22 protein-coding genes are annotated in these 22,709 nt (G+C 33.1%); 7 read left to right on the plus strand and 15 right to left on the minus strand.

The genetic code is table 11. The features are described 5' to 3' along the window. Nucleotides 1-52 precede the first annotated feature (52 nt). The 5 genes from IEW40_RS09855 to proS all read right to left on the minus strand — a co-directional run bounded on the left by IEW40_RS09855 (nucleotide 53) and on the right by proS (nucleotide 5,983). Complete coding sequence (locus tag IEW40_RS09855) at nucleotides 53-592, minus strand: nucleotide exchange factor GrpE (protein WP_188617928.1); 540 nt, start codon at nucleotides 590-592, stop codon at nucleotides 53-55. Nucleotides 593-909: 317 nt separating this feature from the next. Beyond that, a complete protein-coding gene (locus IEW40_RS09860) occupies nucleotides 910-1,644 on the minus strand; it encodes a transporter (protein WP_188617929.1) in 735 nt (244 codons plus the stop codon). Further along, complete coding sequence (locus IEW40_RS09865) at nucleotides 1,645-2,967, minus strand: Nramp family divalent metal transporter (RefSeq protein WP_188617930.1); 1,323 nt, start codon at nucleotides 2,965-2,967, stop codon at nucleotides 1,645-1,647. A 116-nt stretch (nucleotides 2,968-3,083) separates the two neighbouring features. Then, nucleotides 3,084-4,352 (minus strand): OmpA family protein, encoded by a 1,269-nt coding sequence (locus IEW40_RS09870; RefSeq protein ID WP_188617931.1) that lies wholly within the window; start codon nucleotides 4,350-4,352, stop codon nucleotides 3,084-3,086. Nucleotides 4,353-4,507: 155 nt separating this feature from the next. Continuing rightward, nucleotides 4,508-5,983 carry a proline--tRNA ligase gene (gene proS / locus IEW40_RS09875; protein ID WP_188617932.1) on the minus strand — a complete coding sequence of 492 codons (1,476 nt, stop codon included), beginning with the start codon at nucleotides 5,981-5,983 and terminating at the stop codon, nucleotides 4,508-4,510. Nucleotides 5,984-6,127: 144 nt separating this feature from the next. On the opposite strand from proS, the gene IEW40_RS09880 reads away from it, so the two are divergent. Both IEW40_RS09880 and IEW40_RS09885 read left to right on the plus strand, forming a co-directional pair. Continuing rightward, nucleotides 6,128-7,108: a Vitellogenin II precursor gene (locus tag IEW40_RS09880; protein ID WP_188617933.1), complete on the plus strand. Its 981-nt coding sequence runs from the start codon at nucleotides 6,128-6,130 to the stop codon at nucleotides 7,106-7,108. A 33-nt stretch (nucleotides 7,109-7,141) separates the two neighbouring features. Further along, nucleotides 7,142-8,578, plus strand: a complete 1,437-nt coding sequence (locus IEW40_RS09885) for an OmpP1/FadL family transporter (protein ID WP_188617934.1) — start codon at nucleotides 7,142-7,144, stop codon at nucleotides 8,576-8,578. 71 nt (nucleotides 8,579-8,649) lie between these two features. Here IEW40_RS09885 and IEW40_RS09890 read toward each other — a convergent pair whose 3' ends face one another. The 3 genes from IEW40_RS09890 to IEW40_RS09900 are packed head-to-tail and all read right to left on the minus strand — an operon-like array spanning nucleotide 8,650 to nucleotide 11,182. Beyond that, on the minus strand, nucleotides 8,650-9,342 hold the full coding sequence (locus IEW40_RS09890) for a ZIP family metal transporter (protein WP_188617935.1): 693 nt from the start codon (nucleotides 9,340-9,342) through the stop codon (nucleotides 8,650-8,652). Nucleotides 9,343-9,375: 33 nt separating this feature from the next. Then, nucleotides 9,376-10,128, minus strand: a complete 753-nt coding sequence (locus tag IEW40_RS09895; protein WP_188617936.1) for a class I SAM-dependent methyltransferase — start codon at nucleotides 10,126-10,128, stop codon at nucleotides 9,376-9,378. A 49-nt stretch (nucleotides 10,129-10,177) separates the two neighbouring features. Continuing rightward, nucleotides 10,178-11,182 carry a glycosyltransferase family 2 protein gene (locus IEW40_RS09900; RefSeq protein ID WP_188617937.1) on the minus strand — a complete coding sequence of 335 codons (1,005 nt, stop codon included), beginning with the start codon at nucleotides 11,180-11,182 and terminating at the stop codon, nucleotides 10,178-10,180. 68 nt (nucleotides 11,183-11,250) lie between these two features. On the opposite strand from IEW40_RS09900, the gene folP reads away from it, so the two are divergent. Then, complete coding sequence (folP, locus tag IEW40_RS09905; RefSeq protein WP_229663425.1) at nucleotides 11,251-12,090, plus strand: dihydropteroate synthase; 840 nt, start codon at nucleotides 11,251-11,253, stop codon at nucleotides 12,088-12,090. Between the two features lie 32 nt (nucleotides 12,091-12,122). On the opposite strand, the gene IEW40_RS09910 is transcribed toward folP, so the two are convergent. The 5 genes from IEW40_RS09910 to dnaG all read right to left on the minus strand — a co-directional run bounded on the left by IEW40_RS09910 (nucleotide 12,123) and on the right by dnaG (nucleotide 17,153). After that, on the minus strand, nucleotides 12,123-12,509 hold the full coding sequence (locus tag IEW40_RS09910) for a four helix bundle protein (protein WP_188617938.1): 387 nt from the start codon (nucleotides 12,507-12,509) through the stop codon (nucleotides 12,123-12,125). Nucleotides 12,510-12,596: 87 nt separating this feature from the next. Continuing rightward, a complete protein-coding gene (locus IEW40_RS09915) occupies nucleotides 12,597-14,066 on the minus strand; it encodes a M28 family metallopeptidase (RefSeq protein ID WP_188617939.1) in 1,470 nt (489 codons plus the stop codon). Nucleotides 14,067-14,187: 121 nt separating this feature from the next. Further along, the gene (locus IEW40_RS09920) at nucleotides 14,188-14,424 is read right to left on the minus strand and encodes a hypothetical protein (protein WP_188617940.1); all 237 of its coding nucleotides are present in this window, start codon (nucleotides 14,422-14,424) and stop codon (nucleotides 14,188-14,190) included. 63 nt (nucleotides 14,425-14,487) lie between these two features. Then, complete coding sequence (gene clpP, locus IEW40_RS09925; RefSeq protein WP_188617941.1) at nucleotides 14,488-15,165, minus strand: ATP-dependent Clp endopeptidase proteolytic subunit ClpP; 678 nt, start codon at nucleotides 15,163-15,165, stop codon at nucleotides 14,488-14,490. Between the two features lie 71 nt (nucleotides 15,166-15,236). Continuing rightward, the gene (dnaG, locus tag IEW40_RS09930; RefSeq protein ID WP_188617942.1) at nucleotides 15,237-17,153 is read right to left on the minus strand and encodes a DNA primase; all 1,917 of its coding nucleotides are present in this window, start codon (nucleotides 17,151-17,153) and stop codon (nucleotides 15,237-15,239) included. A gap of 106 nt (nucleotides 17,154-17,259) precedes the next feature. Between dnaG and IEW40_RS09935 the strand changes: the two genes are divergently transcribed. The 3 genes from IEW40_RS09935 (at nucleotide 17,260) to IEW40_RS09945 (ending at nucleotide 19,789) form a co-directional block, all read left to right on the plus strand. Continuing rightward, the gene (locus IEW40_RS09935; protein ID WP_188617943.1) at nucleotides 17,260-18,429 is read left to right on the plus strand and encodes a hypothetical protein; all 1,170 of its coding nucleotides are present in this window, start codon (nucleotides 17,260-17,262) and stop codon (nucleotides 18,427-18,429) included. Nucleotides 18,430-18,490: 61 nt separating this feature from the next. Next, nucleotides 18,491-19,126: a VTT domain-containing protein gene (locus IEW40_RS09940; RefSeq protein WP_188617944.1), complete on the plus strand. Its 636-nt coding sequence runs from the start codon at nucleotides 18,491-18,493 to the stop codon at nucleotides 19,124-19,126. 3 nt (nucleotides 19,127-19,129) lie between these two features. Further along, nucleotides 19,130-19,789, plus strand: coding sequence for a VTT domain-containing protein (locus IEW40_RS09945; RefSeq protein WP_188617945.1), 660 nt, complete (start codon nucleotides 19,130-19,132; stop codon nucleotides 19,787-19,789). 31 nt (nucleotides 19,790-19,820) lie between these two features. On the opposite strand, the gene prfB is transcribed toward IEW40_RS09945, so the two are convergent. Then, the gene (prfB, locus tag IEW40_RS09950; protein ID WP_188617946.1) at nucleotides 19,821-20,933 is read right to left on the minus strand and encodes a peptide chain release factor 2; all 1,113 of its coding nucleotides are present in this window, start codon (nucleotides 20,931-20,933) and stop codon (nucleotides 19,821-19,823) included. A gap of 116 nt (nucleotides 20,934-21,049) precedes the next feature. On the opposite strand from prfB, the gene IEW40_RS09955 reads away from it, so the two are divergent. Beyond that, nucleotides 21,050-21,529: a thermonuclease family protein gene (locus IEW40_RS09955; RefSeq protein ID WP_188617947.1), complete on the plus strand. Its 480-nt coding sequence runs from the start codon at nucleotides 21,050-21,052 to the stop codon at nucleotides 21,527-21,529. A gap of 20 nt (nucleotides 21,530-21,549) precedes the next feature. Here the strand turns inward: IEW40_RS09955 and IEW40_RS09960 are convergent, their stop codons facing one another. Next, complete coding sequence (locus tag IEW40_RS09960; RefSeq protein ID WP_188617948.1) at nucleotides 21,550-22,677, minus strand: NAD(P)/FAD-dependent oxidoreductase; 1,128 nt, start codon at nucleotides 22,675-22,677, stop codon at nucleotides 21,550-21,552. Nucleotides 22,678-22,709 lie beyond the last annotated feature (32 nt).

The following is a 22,709-nucleotide window of genomic DNA, read 5'->3' on the forward strand; positions in this document are numbered from 1 at the left end:
ATTGATAATTGATAAAATGCATCATTCATCAATTATTATTCATCATTTATGATTAATTTCCCGTAACTACTTTTGCAAATCTTATCACTCTATCGTGCAGTTGATAGCCTGTTTCTACTACATCTACGATTTTACCTTTTAATTCTTCTGTAGGAGCAGGTATTTGGGTAATTGCTTCGTGGAAATCAACATTGAAATCGTCTCCTGCATTTACTTCTAAAGGTTTTAACCCTTTTTCTGCTAATTTATTTTTGAATTTTTGGTAAATTAATTCTATCCCTTTTAGGTCGGCTTCGTTGCCATTTTTAGCAATTTCTTTGATGGCTCTTTCGAAATCATCTAGTACAGCTAGCATAGAAATCATCATTTCTGTATTGGCATACTGAGCAAATTCCATTTTCTCACGGATGGTTCTTTTTTTGAAATTTTCGAACTCTGCATAAAGACGAATATAACGGTCTTTTTCTTCTGCCAAAAGTTCCTCTGTGGTAGGTTCTTTTGTCACATTTTCTGCAATATTTTCTTCAGTTTGCTGAGTTTCTTGTTCTGTAGTATTTAGATTTTCTTCGTGTAGTTCTTTGTTCTCTTCCATTTTGCTAAATTTTTCTATTGTTTTAAGGCAAAGTATTTGCCAAAAATGATTTTAGGAAATATTGGCAGAAAAAGTTTTAAACTTAATGTCTAAAGTTCTTAGTTTTTTACAGAGAGGTGGCTGAGCGAAGCAAAGTGTGGGGTCAAAACAATTAATTTTTATATGAACTAAATTTCTATTTTATTCTAAGTTTTCTTAAAATACTTGATTGTAACTAGCCCTGATTACAGCGGTTACCCCGCAGTAAGCGTTGGCTTTTATGAAAGCGATGGAACGAGGAGTAATAGCGGAAAGCAGGTTCTCGGCTTCTAATAATTTTATGGAAAAAGTTTAATGCGATAAGAAATTCCAAGAGAAATAAAATATTTGGCAGATGTCTCAGAAAGCCCGATTCCAGCGGAGGTGTCGACCATAAAATCGTTATTCACAAGATAGGTGAAACCGCCATTTATTCTGTGGTCTGCAGGTTGATCAGGACTAATAAAACCGTACATTTCTACAAAATAATTGAGTTGAGGTGTGATGGTTTTTCCTAAAGCAAAGGTGTAGAGATATGTTTCTTGTAAATTTTCATTCCAAAACATTCCGAGATTGTACCCAAGCGAAGTTTTGTCATTGATATTATTTTGGAAAGTGAATCTAAAAGCAGGGGTAATGGTTTTTCTCTGCAAGATTTCACTTTTTCTAAGTTCTGCTTTCCCGATGAAAGAAATTTTTGGGATGATGCCTTTTTCTTCTATCAATGCGGTTTTAAAGCCTAAACTTATAGGCTGTAATTGATAAACATTCTCAGAATTGGTAATGGTTTTAGAGAATTCTGTGATTACTCTTAGTTCTACTTTATCATTTAGACCGTACTTCCAGAGGACTGTTGGTAGGTGAAAATGCTTGTCTGTTTCATTAGTCTTTTCGTACATGAAGCCCGATTCTATTTGTAGAAAATTCTTTGGGACTACAAAAACCGTTTCTGTTTGGTCTGGTCTATCAAGTTGAATAACTTCTTGAGAATACAAAAATTTTGAAAATAATAAGAAGATAAGAGCTTTTTTCATTTATTTTTCTGTAAAAGTTTGGTAGAGTAAATAAAGATTTAGAATAATAATGATAGCAGAAATGACCCATGCAATGATTTTGAGGGTGGTTTTATTCACAAATTCTCCCATTTTTAGTTTGTCACTCGTGAACATAACTAACGGAATTACGGCAAAACTCAATTGCATAGATAAAATCACTTGGCTGAGAACCAATAATTCTGCTGTTCCTTTTTCGCCATACCAGAGAGCTACGAAAAATGCAGGAATAACTGCTATGAGTCTGGTGATTAATCTTCTGAACCAAGGTTTTAATTTGATGTTGAGGAAGCCTTCCATCACGATTTGTCCTGCCAAAGTACCGGTTAAAGTAGAATTTTGGCCAGATGCCAAAAGAGCAACTGCAAATACGATACTAGCTAAACTTGTTCCTAAAATAGGAGCAAGCATTTTATGAGCATCATGAATATCTGCTATATCGTGATAACCCGAAGTGTGGAAAGTTGCCGCTGCAACGATAAGAATGGCAGCATTGATAAAAAAAGCCAGAAATAGAGAAAATGTACTATCAATAGTAGCAAATTTAATGGCTTCTTTTTTCCCATCCGTGGTTCTGGCGTAATTTCTGGTTTGGACAATGCTGCTATGCAAATAAAGATTGTGAGGCATGACTGTAGCACCTAAAATACCGATGGCAATATACAGCATAGAAGGATTAGTAATTACTTCTTTTTGAGGTACTAAACCTTTTAGAATAGGAAATATATCTGGTTTAGAAATAATAATTTCGTAAGCAAAACATGACAGAATGATAAAAATAAGTCCAGCTACTATGCTTTCTATCCATCTGAAGCCTTTAGCCTGAAGCATTAATATAAGTAAAACATCTGCTACGGTAATCGCTATACCCCAAGTTAATGGAATGCCGAAGAGTAAATTTAAAGCAATAGCAGAACCAATGACTTCGGCCAAATCCATAGCTGCAATGGCAATTTCACAAAAAATCCATAGAAAAAAATTTATGACAGGATGAAAATGGTCTCTACATGCTTGTGCTAAGTCTCTTTCTGCGACAACGCCTAATTTTACAGCCAAATGTTGCAAAATCATGGCAAAAATATTAGAAATTAAAATAACAGAGAGTAGTGTATAACCAAATTTGGCACCACCAGCAATATCAGTTGCCCAATTTCCAGGGTCCATATATCCCACAGCAACCATTAATCCTGGACCTGTAAAAGCCAAAAGTTTTTTCCAAAAACTGCCACTAGTGGGTACGTTAATAGAAGAAAATACTTCTGGAAGAGAATTAAGATGACGTTCTTTTTGCCAAGGTTTTTTCATTTTTTTCTTAAATGTTAGTTTGGTCTAACAAATATAGTTAAATATTTCTTATTTCAAAAAATACAACAAAAAAACCGCTTCAAAATGAAGCGGTTGATTAGATAATAAACCTAATTTTATTTTGCGAATCTGATAGCCATTTTTCTGTCTACAGCTCTTTCTTCATTAGAAGCTTCTGCAGGAACAGTTGCAAACTGACTTCCGTAACCTTCTGCGCTTAGAACTTGTGCTCCAACTCCAGCTTTAGTTAAAGCCGCTTTTATGAATTCTGCTCTTGCCTGAGAAAGTTTCACATTTTCTGCTTCATTTCCTGTTTTGTCGGTATAACCACCAATCTTAATTTTTACATCAGGATATGCTTTTAAAATAGCCACTAGGTTATCAATTTGTACTTGTGATCCATCTTCTAATTGGTCAGATTTTCCTATTTTGAAATTTACTTTATCAAAACTGTACCATTTATCTTTCAATGCATTATCATCTTTGGCATTTTTGTATCCATCAGTTTTTAGGAAACTGATTAATTGGTCTTCCATTCCGCCCAGATATCCTTTTAATTTTAAACCATTTAAATCAATATCAGTATCTGTTTTGGCTTCAGTTATTACAGCAGCCATAGAATCATCGGCGGCTACAGCCATAGAGTCTACAGTTGGAACAATGTTTGTTGAGCTATCTTTTTTCTCACATTGTTTCCATAAAAACCAAGCAACTAAACCAAGTAATAATAAAGGCAATAACCATTTCCAGAAACCGCCACCATTATCATTATTATCATTAGAGTAGGTAGGGGTAGTTTTTGGGATTTCTTTTTTTATATCAGAAAAGGTGTCTGCAACTTTAGTGGCAGTAGCAGAAACTTCTTGTTTAGCTTCTCCAAAAAGATTACCAAGGCCTAAAGAACCAAGTGATAAGCCTGCAGGAAGTAAAGAAGAAATCAATCCTTTTTGTTCACCTAATAAATCAGAAATACCAGATGTAGTTAAATTGTGTTTTTGGGCATAACCGCCTACTGAGCCAAGTGTGGCACCAGTTACTAAATTTAATAAGGAGCCTACAGAAGAATTACTAACTCCTGAGTGTCCAGAGATAAGACTTAATAATCCATTTAGTTTATCACCAAAAATTGCAGAAATTACAGATGTAATGAGTGAATTATTTGATGTGTTTCCCAATAAATTGTTTAAAATTCCCGAAGAATTTGCTCCCAAAATTGCATCCAAGACCGTTGGATTTTTAGAATTACTAGCTAAACCACCAATTACAGCTGGTAGTAAACCGCTTATGGCTTTAGAGATTCCTGATTCGCTTTCACCTAGTTGTGATGCGGCATTCGTGATAAGTTCAGGACTTAATTGTCCTTTAATTAATTCAATAATTGACATAATAATTTGATTTTTGGTTATTTTACTAAAGATAATAAATAATTCTGAAAATCAAGTAAATAGCCTAATTATTTTAATTAAAAAAAATCCTCAATCCTTAAAAAAAATGAAATTTTCTTTGAGGATCGAGGATAAGAGAAATTATTTATAAGTAATTAATATGCTTTCGCGAAAAGAACTCTCTTGTCAGAAGGTTTTCCAGTGATAAGAGAAACTCCTTGTTCTTCTTCTGCATCTAGAGGAATACATCTTATGGTCGCTTTGGTTTCTTCTTTTATTTGTTCTTCTTCTTCGGCAGTTCCGTCCCAATGCGCAGAGATGAAACCTCCTTTTTCTTCTAAGACTTTTTTAAATTCTTCGTAAGATTCTACTTTGGTAATATGCTCGTTTCTGTAAGTTTCTGCTTTCTTGTAAATGTCATTTTGAACAGTTATCAATAGTTCTTCGATATAATCTTCTATGTTTTCTAGAGAACGAACTTCTTTAGTTAAATTATCCCTTCTTGCAATTTCTACGGTTTTATTTTCTAAATCTCTTGCGCCCATTGCTATTCTTAATGGTACCCCTTTTAGTTCATACTCTGCAAATTTCCAACCTGGTTTGTATTCTGTTCTGTCATCATATTTTACAGAAATTCCTTTTGCTTTCAATTTATCGAAAATATCGTTGGCTACTTTTGAAATCTCAGCTAATTGTTCTTCTCCTTTAAAAATAGGAACAATAACTACCTGAATTGGAGCTAATTTCGGAGGAAGTACCAATCCGAAATCATCAGAATGCGTCATAATTAAAGCACCCATTAATCTGGTAGAAACTCCCCAAGAAGTAGCCCATGCAAATTCTTGTTTTCCTTCTCTATTGGTGAATTTTACGTCAAATGCTTTAGCGAAATTCTGTCCAAGGAAGTGAGAGGTTCCTGCTTGTAGCGCTTTTCCATCTTGCATCATGGCTTCAATACAGTAAGTTTCGTCTGCACCAGCAAATCTTTCGGTTGGGGTTTTAAGCCCTTTGATTACAGGAATAGCCATGAAATTTTCTACCACATCAGCATAAACTTCTAACATTTTTTCGGTTTCTTCTACAGCTTCTTCTCTAGTAGCGTGTGCAGTATGCCCTTCTTGCCATAGAAATTCTGCGGTTCTTAGGAAAAGTCTGGTTCTCATTTCCCATCTTACTACGTTTGCCCATTGGTTGATAAGAATGGGTAAATCACGGTAAGATTGTATCCAAGATTTATAAGTATTCCAGATGATTGCTTCAGAAGTAGGTCTTACAATAAGTTCTTCTTCTAATTTAGCTTCAGGGTCTACAATTAATTTATGAGGATTGTTTGGGTCAGTTTTTAATCTGTAATGCGTTACTACAGCACATTCTTTGGCAAAACCTTCTGCGTTTTTTTCTTCTGCTTCAAATAGACTTTTCGGGACGAAGAGTGGGAAGTAAGCATTTTGGTGACCTGTTTCTTTGAATTTTTTGTCTAATTCTGCTTGAATTTTTTCCCAAATTGCATAACCGTAGGGTTTAATCACCATACTACCTCTAACCCCTGAGTTTTCTGCTAAATCTGCTTTTACTACAAGTTCGTTATACCATTTACTGTAATCTTCATTCCTTGTTGTTAATTTTGCCATGTTTTAATTAAATTTTAACTTTTTATTTGCTAGTCAATCTAATGATAAATTGTATTTTTGGTTAAATTTTTATTACTAAAAGCATTTGGTATACTTTTGGTATTAATATTTGCAAAGATATAAATAAACTTAATCACATCTATCATGAAAAATTCTACTTATAAAAACTTACTAAAGATTTTTAAATCAAAAGGTGTTTTAGCTGCTTCTGGTGGCTTGCTTTTGATTTCTTGTGGAGCGCAAATGGGAGGATACACAGAAACAGATGGTGTTTACTATGATCCAAACAAAGATGTAATACCTGTGAGTGTTACTATACAAGATGATAATGTAGTAGGGGAGGATTATTCTTATACTGACAATTCTACTAGCATTATAGAACAAAATCAACAAAATTTACAGGCTCAGAAAAATAAGTATCAAGATTGGAATAATACTTCTCAGTCTGATTGGGGACAATTTGCGGGTACAGAAACCAATTATAATAGTTGGGGCTGGAACGGCGGTATGTGGGGATGGGGAAATCCTTGGGGTATGGGATTCGGTTGGAACTCATGGAATTGGGGTCTAGGTTGGAATTCTTGGTATCCAGGTTGGAGCATGGGTTGGAACGTAGGTTTTGGCTGGGGCTGGAATGCAGGATGGAATTGGGGATATCCTTGGTATGGTTATAATCCTTATTGGGATCCGTTTTGGGGTGGTTACTATCCAGGATGGGGTGCTGGTTATCCTGGTTATTGGGGAAGACCAGCTAATTTTAAAAGAAGTGGTGCTGATTCTATAGTTAGAAATAACAATAGTTTTAACAATAATGGAAATAGAAACGGCTTCACAAGACCAGCTCCAAGTAACAATTCAAATAATCAAAACTCTATTAATAACAGTGGTTTTAGAAAAACTGGATTTGGAACTCCTAATTCTAATAGACCTTCTAATAATCAAACTCAGCCTAATAGAAGTTTCAGAAGAACCGAAAATAATACACCTTCTCAGCAACCATCTTATTCACCACCTAGAAATGATGGTTTCAGAAATTCTGGAGGTTTCGGCGGAGGAAGCAGTTCTGGTGGCGGCATGAGAAGTTCTGGCGGCGGTGGCGGTTTCAGATCTGGCGGTTTTAGATAAAAGAAATATGTTTAATAACTTTATATTATAAATATGATCAATAAAATTTCTTTACTTGCATTTTTATCTATAGGAGCTATATATTATGCTCAAGATGCATCTGTAATTAAAAATACTGCCGAAGTATATTCTGGTTCTAATTTCGGAGGAACTGCAAAATTTAATTCGATGGCTGGTTCTATGGGAGCTTTAGGAGGTGATTTATCTGCAATTACAGTAAACCCAGCAGGAACAGGAGTTTTTATTACAGGGGATGTGTCTGCAACACTAGCTGTGCAAGGAAATAAAAATAATTCTAATCTTTTTGGAAATAGTTTTGAGTCGTCTTATAACAATACCAATCTAGGACAGGCAGGTGGTGTAGTTTCTTTTGAAACGCAAAATAATTCTCCTTGGAAGTTTGTAAACTTAGCTTTTAATTATAGTACAAAAAATATAGAAGATTATGTACAAACGCCTGGCAATAGTAATATAAAAGATGCCGTACAATATTCTGATTCTAATGGCAATACTGTAGATGATTTCTTAGTTTACAATGGTCACGCTTATGATAGAACAGGTACTGTTTCGAATCTTAATGTTTCCTTGGGAGGCAATTATGATAACAGAATTTATCTAGGAGCAGGATTAAATTTCAAAAGTGCAGAACTAGACCAGTCTGATTTTTTCCAATTGCAATTACAAAATTTAGGAGAATATGCTTACTACAACAAGCAATATACACCTTACAGAGAGGCTTCTAATGGTTTTTCTGCATCTGTTGGGGTTATTGGTAAACTCAATAATAATATAAGATTAGGAGCTGCAATAGAGTCACCTACATTTTGGAACTTAACTAGAACCTATGTCGAGTATGGCTTTAATACTAATAATAGTGTAGTTTCTGAAGTTTTTGATGAAACTAGAAAATTAACCACCCCAATGAAACTTACCTTAAGTGGTGCTTTAGTCGCAAGCAAAAATTTTGCGGTGAATGTTGACTATACTTTGGGACTTACCAAGCCAAAATATAAAGTACAAGGCCCAGCCGAAGATCAATTAAATGATTATTTTTCTTCTGATTACAAGAATATTTCAGATTTGAGAATTGGAGCAGAGTACAGACTTGGCGGATTTAGATTAAGAGGTGGTTATGGTATAGAAGGTAATCCTTTTGATACTGGTTCTCTTCAATCTTTTAACTCTGCTGGAACTTCGGGTTCTAATTCCTATAATTCACTTTTTATAGGAAAAAGACAAACTTTGGCAGGTGGTTTAGGTTATGATTTCAAATCATTTTATGTAGATGCAGGTGTACAAAGCATTACTGCAACTTATGATAATCCTTTCTTCGGAGGCGATTATGCAGTAACTATTGATAATGGATTTTCTGTAACTGATGGTGACGGAATCAATAATTCTACAAGTATAGTTTCTGAAGTGAAAAATACAAGAACCAATTTCTTTGTAACTGTAGGTTGGAAATTCTAATCACTTTAACATTGTAATAAAATAATAAAACTCCTGAATTTTTTCAGGAGTTTTTGCTTTTAAATGTTTTTCTAATGCCCATGGAAAAAATGATTGATTAATGCGAGACCAACTCCCGCAATGACCAGTGATATCTTCATCCAATCCATTTTGTGGTTCTTATTGCTTTCAAAAATGATTACTGAAGAAATATGTAAAAAAATACCGCCTACCAAAGCTAGAAAGTAATTCTGTAAATTCGGATTGAAATAATCCCCAAATAGCATTCCGAGTGGTGATGCTAAAGCAAAGATAGAAACAATGATCCAAGATGTTTTGGTAGAATTTTTCTGACCTAATAAAAATGCGCCTAAAATAAACGAAATGGGCAAGTTGTGAAATACAATACCTAATAAATAGGGAGAACTAACTTGATTGATATTCGCCAATGGTATTCCCTCTAAAAACGCATGAATAAACATTCCAAACATCAGTGCTATTGGTAAAATGCTTTTTTCTTCATGATGATGATGGAAATGCCCATGCTCAAAACCTTTGGTTAGACTTTCTAAAATCATCTGAAGTAAAACCCCTGCAATAATCCAAATTCCAATATTATGGTCTGAAGAAGAATAAACTTCAGGAAAGACTTCTATTACACAAACTGCAATCAGAAATCCGGCGCTTAGAATCAATAGATTTTTAGCAAATTTCTCGTTTCCTCCGAAGTATTTCCCCAGAAAAACACCAATAATTACACTTAATATGAGTAGCGTGATAATCATTTTTAGATTTATGATTTCAAATTTGAGATTTAATTATTTAGTTTTATATTTAAACTGAAAAATACATCTTGGTGATGTTTCTCTATCAAAACTGTCGAGATTATAATTTCCCCATATTTTGATGACTTCAAAACCACAATTTTCTGCTAATGCTTTTATTTGTTCTAAAGTACTTAGTTTTACCTTCTCAAAATAGTGAAAATCTTTTCCTTCATCTTCGAAGTAGATATCCTTAATCACATAATTTTCTTCAATTCTTTTTTTGATTTTAAAATCTAGGTCACCTTTTTTTACATCGGTTTCAGGAATTAAAGTGTTTTTTACAAATTTTTCATTCAAAAAATCTAAAATGAAAATTCCATCTTTTTTTAAGACATTTTTTACCGATTGGAAAACTTTTTTATCCTCTTCCTCATCATCAAAATAGCCAAAACTGGTAAAAAGATTAAAAACAGCATCTACTTTTTCTGCACAAATTTCAGGGTAGAGTTCGTTTCTCATATCATGAACTTTAAAGGTCAAACTGTGTGGAGTAGAAGTTTCAAACTTTTTATTATGTAGAATACTTTCTTCTGATAAATCTACGCCCAAAACTTCATAACCTAATTGATGCAGGAAAACAGAATGTCTCCCTTTGCCACAAGCCAAATCTATAATTTTTGATTCGTTAGGTAGTTGTAACTCTTTGGTAAGATGTGTAATGAAATTTTCTGCTTCTACAAAGTCTCTATCTTTGTATAAAATATGATAATATGGCGTATTAAACCAGTCTTCGAACCAACTCATATTGCAAAATTAGGTATTTTTATTGAATGAAAAGTGAATGATAGAAAAATTACTTTTGATGAAAATGCTTCGGGAAAGCATCTTCTGGTTTCATTTTAAGAATGTTGAGCTTAACCCATGATTCTAAAAATCCGTATCCATAAGAAAACATTTGGATGTATGTAGTAATAATGGCTTGTGCCGCAATTGCTAGATTCTTAGTCAAATACAAAGCGTGGAAAAAAATAACCACAGTGTAAAAGCCGTAACAAGCCAAAACAAAACCTTTGTGAAGCAGAAAATATTCTAAAATTCCTGCCACATATCCCAATAAAAATAACGTAGGAAACCAAAAAGTAGGCTTCACGTAATTAGGATGTCTTTGGTTAAGAATAGGTCTTGCACAACCAAATTGATAAACTTGTTTTGAGAATTTTCCTAAATCTGTACGGCGCTTGTGATAAACACCAATGTTATCAAAAAAAGCTGTTTGATAGCCGTTTTCCCAAATTGTCATTGATAAATCTGGATCTTCGCCAATTCTCATTTCAGAGAAACCGCCAATTTTTAAGAAAATTTCTTTGTTCACTCCCATGTTGAAGCTTCTTGGCTGAAATCTTGTCACTGCTTTTTTACTGCCTCTAATTCCGCCAGTGGTAAAAACCGAAGTCATAGAGTAGGAGATGGCTTTTTGTAAAATATTGAACCCTTTGTGTGCTTTATCTGCACCTCCAAAAGCTGCACAATCTGTATTTTCTAGATTTTTTTTGATATTTTCTATGTAATCTTTTTCTACAATCACATCAGAATCTACAAAAACCAACCAATCATTTTTGGCACGTTTTGCACCATAATTTCTAGAAAGTCCAGGTCCAGAATTTGTTTTTTTGAAATACTGAATATTTAGCATTTCCTTGAAAGTTTCTACCGTTGGTAATAAATCTACAGAAGAACCGTCATCTACAATAATCACTTCAAAATCTTTATCGGTTTGAGCAATCAAAGAGTTCAAAAGCTCGAATAATTCGTCTTTTCTGTTGAATATTGCGATGATGATAGAGATGGTTTTTTGCATGTCACAAAAATAGTAGTTTCAAAATGATTTGAATCAATTTAGACCAAGAAATTCTATAAATTTGCAGAATGAATCATCAATCATCAAGCATTAATTATCATTCTATAAATTGTAGAGGAAAACTCATTGATTTATCTACACCAAAAATCATGGGGATTCTAAATCTGACACCAGATTCTTTTTCTGACGGTGGAAAATTTAATGATGAAAAAGCTGCACTTTTGCAAGCCGAAAAAATGATCAAAGAAGGTGCTGATTTTATTGATATTGGTGCTCAATCTACTCGTCCGAATGCAGAATTTCTTTCTGCTAAAGAAGAAATTTTGAGAATTGGAAAAACAATTTCTTTAATTAAAAAAGAATTCCCAGAAACATTGATTTCTTTAGATACTTTTTATTCAGAAGTTGTGAAATTTGGTTTTGATGAAGGAATTGATGTGGTGAATGATATTTCTGGAGGTGATTTTGATGAAAATTTATTAAAAACGGTTGCGGAAACTAAACTTCCGTATATTTTAATGCACAGCAATTCTTCTTACGAAAAGATGCACGAAAAAATTCAATACGAAGATATCATCATGAGTTTGAACTTTGAATTTCCAAAAAAAATCAATGAATTGAGAAAACTAGGAATAAATGATGTGATTGTAGACCCAGGTTTTGGTTTCGGGAAAACTATTGAAAACCAATATCAAATGATTGATGAAGTAGAACATATCGGTTTCGGAGAATTTCCTTTGTTAATCGGAATTTCTAGAAAGTCTTTTATTTATAAACCTTTAGGGAAACTCCCAACAGAAATTAACGAAGAAACGCAAAGCCTTCACCGAAAAGTTTTAGAAAAAGGTGCGAAAATTTTAAGAGTTCATGACGTTGCTGAAGCTAGAAATTTAGTGGGAGAGTTGTAGAGTTGTAGAGTTGTAGAATGGGAGATTTTTTATTATTTTGAGGTGAAGTTTGTCCATTTTTCTACATTGTTAATCATATAAACTATCATTGCAATGATTTCGTTGTATTTTTCATTAAATATTCTAAATTGTTCTTCTGTAATATAGTTACAATGAAATGAATATTCCAGCCAAGTTTGTGTTTCTCTTGCTTCTCCTTCTGCATCTGTTAATTTTGAAACAAATGATTTAGGGTATCTCCTTTTTCCCCAAGATTCTGATATATTTGCAGAAACAGAACGAGAAGAGCGCCTAATTTGATCGGTTAGTGAATATTTTTCTTCAATTGGAAATTTAAAGGAAATCTTAAAAATTTCCATTGCAACATCAAAAGATTTTTGATAAACTTTTAATTCAGTATGATATTTTATAATAGCCATATTCTCATATAATTAAAACTTTCTACAATAATTCTCCTACTCTACAACTCTACCATTCTCTCATTCTCCAATTCTCACATTTAGGAATTATCTCTCTAATTTAAAATCTTTAATCAACTTCGGTCTTTCTGTTTCATTGGCTACTTTCCAAGAAGTTCTATACATCCATTCTGTCATTTTGTATAATTTTTTGAAATTGATGTTTTCAGATTCATCTTGCGGTGTGTGATACTGAAAATGGAGAACGCTGGTGAAAAATAACGCTGGGATTCCCGCTTTTGCATATGGAAGATGATCACTTCTAAAATAGAAATATTCTGGATGTTCTGGTAAATCCCAAGCTTTCAAAAATTTGAATTTCGTACTTTCATTATTCGCATCAAGAGCCAATTTTACTAATTCTTCGGAATTTTTGTGAGGAGCGTCGCTTCCTAAAAGAGCGGCTTCATTATTATCATTTCTACCAATCATATCACCGTTTAGAACCGCCACAATGCTCTCTTTCGGAACTACAGGATGTGCAGCGTGCCAACGTGAACCAAGCAAGCCTCTCTCTTCTGCACCGTGAATTACGAATAAAATACTGCGTTTAGAAGGTTGTTTTTTGTATGCTCTTGCCATTGCCAAAATTGCTACACAAGTACTGGCGTTATCATCTGCACCGTTATAAATGGTGTCATTTTTTACAGGATGACGAATTCCGTCGTGATCCTGATGTCCGCTCAAAAGAACATATTCGTTTTTTAGTTTAGGATCTGTTCCTTCAATTTTTCCGATGATGTTTACTGATGGATATTTATAGGTTTCGGTTTGGATGTTTAATGTAATTTCAGGATTGTTTTTTACCCAATTTTCGTTTTCTTGTTTTATCCAAAAAACAGGAATTCCTACATCTACTTTTTCTCTCAATCCTTCTACACCGTAGGTTCCTCTGGTCATTTGTGGCAGAACTTCTATCCAACTTTTGTCTGAAATATCATCAGTAATAAATATAATTCCTTTTGCACCTAATTGAGAAATAGTTTTGTAATATTTGGTTCTAATAAAACCAGGATATCTTCTTTCAAAAAGCGTCATTTCTTTAGAAACGTTGAGGTCTGAAGCTTTAAGTGCAACTACTTTTCCTGCAATGTTTTTAGAAGCTAAATCTTGTGGTTCTATTTTTCCTAAATACAAAATTGGAGCGGTGAAATTATTATCTGTAACATCTTGCACCAAAATATCTTTCCATATTTTTAGATTTTTGTCGCCAATTTTTACAGAACTCTGTGGCGAAACTTGATGACGATACATATCAAAAAACTGAAAAAACGTTCCGTTATCACCAGCTGGTTTCATACCAGCATCTTTCATTTTGTCGGCAAACCACATCGAAACTTTTAGTTCGTCTAAAGTTCCTGCTTCTCTTCCCCAAAATTGATCTGCTGCCATTTGATACATATCTGTTTTGAGGTCAGATTCTTTAATGGCAGAAACTAAGGGTTTTTTGTATGATTGTGCGTTGAGGATATTAAGAGTTAGGATACTTAATATTAGAAAAGATTTCTTTAAATTCATAGTGGTAAGTTTTTACGAATTTAAAGAATTAATTTTGAAAAAACATTATCTAAGAATGTGATGGTGGTAAAAGAGAAAATGTTTTTATAGATGGTGCGCTCCGTAGGAGCGCAATGTTTTTTTAATTCAAATTAGAAATTTTATCTGCATATTCTTTAGCAAAAGTCTTCCTATCTTCTTCTAATTTTTCTAAATTTTTTGGAAGAATATAAGAAAAAAGCACCTTTTCTTCTTCGTCTAAAAAAATGATTTCTTTTTCTTCGCCATCTATCATTTGTGAAAAAATTTCCCACATTGAAGTGTCTTTTAGTTTTATCAATTCAAAAAAATCTTTGGCTTTTATTTGTATAGTTTTCATTCTACAAAAATAAAAAGAACGTACTAAAAAGCACGTTCTTAAGTAAATTTTTTTTCTAAAATTTTAAGACTTTTTCTCTAAAACTTCGTCTACCATTCCGAATTCTTTTGCTTCTGTAGAAGTCATCCAGTAATCTCTGTCTGAAGCTTTTTCTACCCACTCGTAAGTTTGTCCGGAATGTGCAGAAATGATGTCATACAACTCTTTTTTAAGTTTTAGCATTTCTCTCAAATTAATTTCCATATCGCTGGCGACACCTTGTGCGCCACCGCTTGGTTGGTGAATCATTACGCGAGAATGTTTGAGAGCTGAACGTTTTCCTTTTTCACCGGCAACTAACAAAACTGCTCCCATACTTGCAGCCATTCCTGTACAAATAGTGGCAACATCTGGTTTGATGATTTGCATCGTGTCATAAATTCCTAAACCTGCATAAACGCTTCCACCAGGAGAATTAATGTAAATTTGGATGTCTTTAGAAGGGTCTGAACTTTCTAAAAATAATAATTGTGCGGTAACGATGTTGGCAACTTGGTCATCAATCCCAGTACCTAAGAAAATGATTCTATCCATCATGAGACGAGAAAAAACGTCCATCTGAGCTACGTTCATTCTGCGTTCTTCCATAATGTAAGGCGTAAGATTAGTTGGGTTGAAAGTTCCCATATATTTATCAGTTGCTAATCCGCTGTTTCCTAAATGTTTTACAGAGAAATCTCTGAAATCTTTTTTAATATCCATATGTAATATTTTATTCTTAATTATATTGAAACAGACAAAGTCTGTACCTTTTTACAAATTTAGCCAAAGTGTCACAAAATACGATATAATTTTTGGTCTATTTTATTTTTTAATTGAGTGAGATTGATGATTTTTTTGTAAGATTCTTCACTATTTTCTTCGCTGATTTGTTGTTTTAAATCATTGATAATCTTGATGATGTATTCTCTTTTGTATCTTATCACGACATCTTTTACAATTCTATCTACCAATTCTTCTTCTTTGCTGAAATAAATATTGTGTTTTTCCCAATTGCTTAATTCATAAGGGTTTACTAAAGCGTCGGCAGTTTTGGTGACAATGTTTTCGTCCATCAAAGTCATAAAAAAATTACCAGAACGAAGTTCGCTTTGTGCAATTCCTAATTTTATTTCTTCAATAATTTTTTGATTGATAGGTGAAATAATTTCGCATTGATCTTCCTCTAAATGATTGATGATTTCTTCAATTACCGAGATTTGATATGCTTCGTTTTCGGGTGTTTTTCTGTCGAGAACGTAATCTCCGTATTTCAGCATCAGTTCCACCAATTTTTCTTCTAAAACCAAAAGCGGATTTATATTTTCTAAAACTTCCGGTACTTTTTCGAGTTTTACAATTGAAGTTTCCTTTTTTTCTTTCGGTTGATTTTGCTGAACAATCTGTTTCTGAACGCCCAATTCATTAAAAAGTGATTGCTCTGAAAGTTCAAAATTGGTTGAAATTTCTTTGATGAAAATCTCTTGTTTCAAAGCATTGCTCACAAAACCGATAGATTTTACAATATCGCGTATGGCCTCAGCTTTTTTTATCGGATCATTTTGCGCTTCTTTCAGCAGGATTTCAGCTTTAAAATCTATAAAATCTTTAGCTTCGGTTTTTATGAAATTTTCTACAAAATCTCTCGGGTGTTTTCTGGCAAAAGAATCTGGATCATCACCATCAGGAAAGAGTGCAACTCTTATGTTCATACCTTCTGCAAGAAGCATATCAATACTTCTAAAACTCGCTTTAATTCCTGCAGCGTCACCGTCAAAAAGAATGGTTACGTTTTCGGTGAGACGTTTTATAAGCTTAATTTGTTCTGTTGTAAGCGCGGTTCCAGAACTGGCAACTACGTTTTCAATTCCGCTTTGATGGAGCGAAATTACGTCCATATAACCTTCTACCAAAAGACACAAGTTTTCTTTAGTAATAGCTTGTTTACTTTGGTTTAAACCATATAAAACGTTGGATTTATGGTAAATTTCGGTTTCTGGTGAATTGAGATATTTCGCAGTTTTTACGTTAGATTTCAGAATTCTTGCACCAAACCCCAAAACTCTTCCCGAAAAACTATGAATCGGGAAAATGACCCGTTCTCTGAACCTATCAACACCAGTTGGTGTGTTTTCTGGAAAAATAGAAATTCCAGATTTTTCTAAAATTTCTTTTTCGTAGCCTTTTTCTAAAGCATATTTGGTAAAAGCATCTTTTTGTTCGGGAGAATAACCGAGTTGAAATTTTTTGATGATGTCATCGTGCAGCTCACGTTCTTTGAAGTAGGAGAGTCCGATTGCTTTGCCTTCTTCGTTTTCCCAAAGAATTTCTTGGAAAAAAGTATTGGCAACTTCGTGAATTTTGTAGAGCAATTCTCTTTCGGTTTGCGCTTTTTTCTGCTCTTCAGAATATTCTACTTTGTCTTCTTCAATTTCAATTCCGTACTTTTTGGCGGCGTGACGAAGTGCTTCTGGATAAGTGAAATTTTCTATTTCCATCAAAAAAGTGATGGCGCTTCCACCTTTTCCAGAGGAGAAATCTTTCCAAATTTGCTTGCTCGGAGAAACCACAAAACTCGGCGTTTTTTCATCGTGAAAAGGGCTCAAACCTTTGAAGTTAGAGCCAGCACGTTTTAATTGAACATATTCGCCAATAATTTCTTCAACTCTAATGGTTGAAAATATTTGGTCTATGGTTTTCTGAGAAATCATTCTGTAAAATTACAAAAATTGTTTAATCTAAAATCGCTAAAAGCACTAGATATATTTCTAAACCATCATTATTTTATTTAAATTTGAATAATTAATTCAAAACTACATGAAAACCAAATTTCTAGCCTTATTAGTCCTTACTTTTTCTCAATTTGCATTTTGTATTGATGGTATTTTATTAAAAACTACAGATTATAGTTTTAGAGATAAATGGGACAATACTTTCGGTAAAACAGTGCCTAAAATTTTTGAAACAGATGTTGTTTACAGAGGACAAAATTTGTTTTTACCAGTTATTTCTATGGATTTTGCTCTGAAAGATGGTGCAGCGAAAGCGAAATACTCTATACAAATTAAAAAGCCTGACCAATCTATTTATATGTCTGAGGATAACTTAGACTTTATAGATAGAAAAATCATTAATAAAGACTATTTGCAAATGAGTACTTCTGTGGTAAGAATCAGTTTTACTGATAAAGATGTTTTAGGAAAATATGCGATACAAGTAACTATTAATGATTTGTATTCAAACAAAACAAAAGTTATTACTTCTGAAATAGAGTTAAAACCTTTGGTCCCATATCAAGATAAAGTCTTTAGTGATGACAATGATTTTTCTAGATGGTTATCAGAATATTATATTCAGCCTAAGCCTACAGAAGCCGTAGCAGCATATCTTTATTACACAAAAAGTAAGTTCTCTGAAGATGATAAAGTTTTTTTGTCTATTTTTTCTGAATTTTTAGAAATTACCAGAAATAATACTTTCATTTTGCCACAAATTTTAGAAGCATTTAAAAAAGAGGACGATAAATACAGAATTTTCTTACTTTATCTTTTGTATCCAAATTTCGAAGAAAAAGACTACATTCATTTGCTTAATGATAAAGAAAAAGGAGCACTAGAAAAAGTGAAAGAAATGAAAATTCCTGATATTTATGGTGAAGTTTATAGCGGAGAGCAGCTAGATATGCTGTGGTCTACATTTATGGGAAGTGGAGCATACAAACCTATTTTAAAACTGGTGGAGACTTTAGATTATGCAAAGTACAAAGGTGATTTAGAAAAGTATAAAACATCTAGTAAAACAGAAGAAGATAAGAAAAAAGCTATTAAAAATGCGGTTTATGATGCATTGGTATGGTCTCTAGAAAGCAATAGTAAACAACATGAATTGGTGCTGAATTATTGCAATTGGATTCTGAAATATGAAAATCTCAATCCAACGCAGAAAAGTGAATTAGAAGAAATTCTGAAAAAAGTTGGCAATAATTAACATTTGGCATTTTATGAATTTTAATTTATTGCATTATCTTTGTCAAAATATAGATGAATAGATGGATTTAATACATTATTTCCTTGAATTTTTAGGAAATCCTTTACTTGTACTCACGCAGATTATTAGAGATTACGGAGTATATATTTACTTATTTTTATTTCTTGTCATTTTTGTAGAAACTGGTGTGGTAGTAATGCCTTTGTTGCCAGGAGATTCGCTACTTTTTGCGGTGGGTTTAATTGCCGCAACTACTGGGCAAATCGATATTTATACCGTAATTCCTTTGCTAATTTTGGCAGCACTTTTAGGAGATAATGTCAATTATTTTATTGGAAGAAAGTTTGGAGATTTTATTCAATCTAAAGAAAAAATTTTATTTCTTAAAAAATCTCATATCGAAGAAACGGAAAGATATTTCGAAGAAAATGGTGGTAAAACAGTCATTTTAGCTAGATTTATTCCTATCGTTAGAACCATAGCACCCTTTGTAGCAGGAGCTGGCGAAATGAAATACAAAACTTATATTATGTATTGTATTTCTGGAGCGATACTTTGGGTAACGTCTATCACTTTATTAGGCTATTTTTTAGGCAATATAGAATGGGTGAAGGTGAATTTTGAAAAATTCGTTTTAGGAATTGTATTTATTTCAGTTTTACCTATTATCTTTAAAGCACTAAAAAGAAAGAAATAAAATATGTTAGAAAGCATATGGAATTTTATTATAGATTTTGTCTCAAAGCCTGATCAAGTATTAATTTCAATCATAGAAAAATACAACAATTGGGTTTATGTCTTTCTATTTGTGGTTATTTTTGCTGAAACTGGTCTTATTGTAGCCTCTTTTTTAATGCCTTTTTTGCCTGGTGATGCTTTGATATTCACTATTGGACTTCTAGCTCAAGAAGAATCACTAAATATTTATGTGATTATTCCACTTCTCATGTTTGCTGCTGTTTTAGGAGATAATGTCAATTACTACGTAGGAAAACGCTTCGGAGATTACATTATGAACAGTGAAAAAGATCGATTTATCAAAAAAAGTCATATAGAAAAAGCGAAGATTTTTTTCGATAAGAATGGTAAAAATTCTATTATTATTGCACGTTTTGTACCAGTTGTAAGAACAATAGTTCCTTTTCTTTGTGGTTCTACCAGAGTGAAATATCCTACATTTCTTACTTTTAGTATAATTGGTGCTTTTCTTTGGGTGGGTGTAATTGGTTTATTAGGCTATAATCTTGGTAAAATTCAGTGGGTGAAAGATAACTTAGAATATATGATTTGGGGAATTATTATTTTGGCAAATATTCCGCTAATCAAACAAATATTTTTTTCAAAGAAAAAGGAAGTTTAATAATGTAAACTTCCTTTTTTATTTCTGTAAATTACAAATCAAAATCATCATCAGTAACCGCTGTACCTTCATTCATTAAAAATGCTTTCAGGAATGGAGTAAGATTTCCGTTCATTACGCCATCTACATCAGAAGTTTCGTGACCAGAACGCACATCTTTTACCAATTTGTAAGGATGCATTACGTAATTTCTAATTTGGCTTCCCCACTCAATTTTCATTTTATTGGCTTCTATCTCGTTTCTAGCTTTCATTCTTTCTTCTAATTCTATTTCGTAAAGGCGAGATTTCAAGAGTTGCATTGCTTTTTCTTTATTTTGAAGCTGAGAACGAGATTCAGAATTTTCAATAATAATTCCTGTTGGAGCGTGACGAAGACGAACCGCAGTTTCTACTTTGTTTACGTTTTGTCCACCTGCGCCAGAACTTCTCATAGTTTCAAAAGAAATATCTGCAGGATTGATGTTGATTTCTATAGAATCATCTACCAAAGGATAAACATACACCGAAACAAAACTAGTGTGTCGTTTTGCGTTGCTATCGAAAGGTGAAATTCTAACCAATCTGTGAACGCCGTTTTCGCCTTTTAGATAACCAAAAGCGTACTCTCCGTCAATTTCAAGTGTTACGGTTTTTACACCAGCTACATCACCTTCTTGGTAGTTCAGTTCACGGATTTTGTAGCCTTGTTTTTCGCTCCACATTTGGTACATTCTCATCAGCATAGAAGCCCAATCACAAGATTCTGTTCCGCCAGCGCCTGCTGTAATTTGCAGAACTGCCGAAAGTTCATCACCTTCGTTAGAAAGCATATTTTTGAATTCTAGATTTTCTATTTTTTCTACCAATTCTGGGAATTGTTCGTCGAGTTCTTTTTCAGAATCAGCGTCTTCTTTGGCAAATTCTACCAAAACTTGCAAATCTTCGAAATGGGTGTTGATTTCTTCATAATCTTCTACCCATTTTTTTTTGGAACGAAGTTGTTTAAGGAAACTTTCAGCGGCTTTTGGGTTGTCCCAAAATTCTGGAGCTGCCGTTTTTTCGTCATCATTAGTGATTTCTAGTTTCTTCTTTTCAATTTGAAGAAATTTATACAAATCTTCGATGCGTTTTTGTGTATCTTTAAGTTGGTCTGTTGTAATCAAAACTAAAATCTTTAGATTTGCAAAAATAGTTTATTTCAACGCAAAGACGCAATATTTTAATTTTAAAATTAGAATGTGTTTAAGACGCAAAAATTGTCTTTGGCAAATTGATATTTATGAGATTGAAATTTTTAAAAATAGTTTTACTTTTTTTAGTTGTAATGTTGAACGCTCAACTAAAAGAAAATACATTCTACAAGGTTTCTAAAATTTCAGATGGCGATACTTTTTATGTGAAAATCAAAAAATTTGAAGAAATTAAAATTAGATTAATTGGCATAGATGCACCAGAATCTAGAAATGTAGGCATAAAAGTTCGAAAAGAATATTTCGGGAAAGAAGCGAAATTTTTTGTAACCAATCTTCTTAAAAACAAAAAAGTAAAGTTGACTTTTGATGTTCAAAAAACCGACCGATATGGTAGAGTTTTGGCATATGTTTATTTGGAAAATGGCGTTTTCCTCAATCAATATTTGGTAGAAAAAGGAATTGCGGTAGTTTCTACTTTCCCACCAAATGTGAAATTTGTAGAAGTTTTTATCAAAGCTGAAAAATTGGCGAGAAATAATAGATTAGGATTGTGGAAGGATTATTAGTGTTTATGATAGATTACTTCCTACTCCGAACTTCTGGCTTCCAGTAAATCAGCTACCATTTCTCCGATTTTTGGAGCTAAAGCTACGCCCATTCCGGAAAGACGAGCAGCGAGAATTTGCCTTTGCGATATTTTTTCTACAATCGGCGATTTTTCTTTTCCCATTGCCATAATTCCGCTCCAACGATGAGTGATTTTTATGTTTTTTTCTTCTGGAATAATGACGGTTTTCAAGAAATTTTCTAATTCATTTTGTAGAAATTCGGTGGTAGAAAAATCTGTAGTTTCTTCTTCTGTAAAAGCTTTGTTTCTTGCGCCTCCCAACAAAACTCTGTTTCCTAAATTTCTAAAATAACAATAACCTTCATCAAAATGAAAAGTTCCCTTTAATTTTAAATTTTCAATGGGTTCTGTTACCAAAACTTGTCCACGAGCTGGAACCAAATCTAAATTCGGAAAGAAATTTTTAGTAAAAGCATTGGTTGAATACACTAATTTTTCAGTTGAAATTTCAGCATTTTTTGTCTTTATCAAAACTTCAAATTCTTTTTCTACAACTTTCAAGATTTCAGTTCCGAATAGAAATTCTATACCTAGATTTTGTGCTTTTTTCAAAAGTATATTCAATAATTTAGCACTGTGAAGACTTCCCTCTAAAGGGTTTTCAATTAAAAATTGAGCATTTCCTAAGCCAAATTCAGCAATTTTTTGATTCTGAACAGAATAGGTTTTTTCTAAACCAGTAATGGGTTTTAGTTTTTTATTGACCTCGTCTATTTTTTGCAGTGGTTTTTCATTGTTTAAAATTTCGAAACCTCCCACTTCTTCGTAATCAATTTCTTCGGGTTTAAAATAATTTCTGATTTTTTGTAAACCATCAAAGCGAAGTTTTACTAAATTCAAAGTTTTTTCCCAACCCATTTTTTCGGAATCTGCAATAAGTTCTGTCAAACTTCCGAAGCAAGAAAAACCTGCGTTTCTGGTGGAAGCACCCGTAGGAATGGATTCTTTTTCAATAATCAGAACAGATTTTTCGGGATATTTTTCTTTGATGGAAATAGCACTCCAGAGTCCTGTAAATCCAGAACCGATAATGATTATGTCTCGATTTCTGTAAAAAGTTTCAATCTCCCAAATGCTATTTTCCATAATTTGTTAAGGGTTGGTGTTGTGTGATTAAA

Origin of the sequence: Cloacibacterium rupense (assembly GCF_014645495.1) — a bacterium.
GTDB lineage: Bacteria > Bacteroidota > Bacteroidia > Flavobacteriales > Weeksellaceae > Cloacibacterium > Cloacibacterium rupense.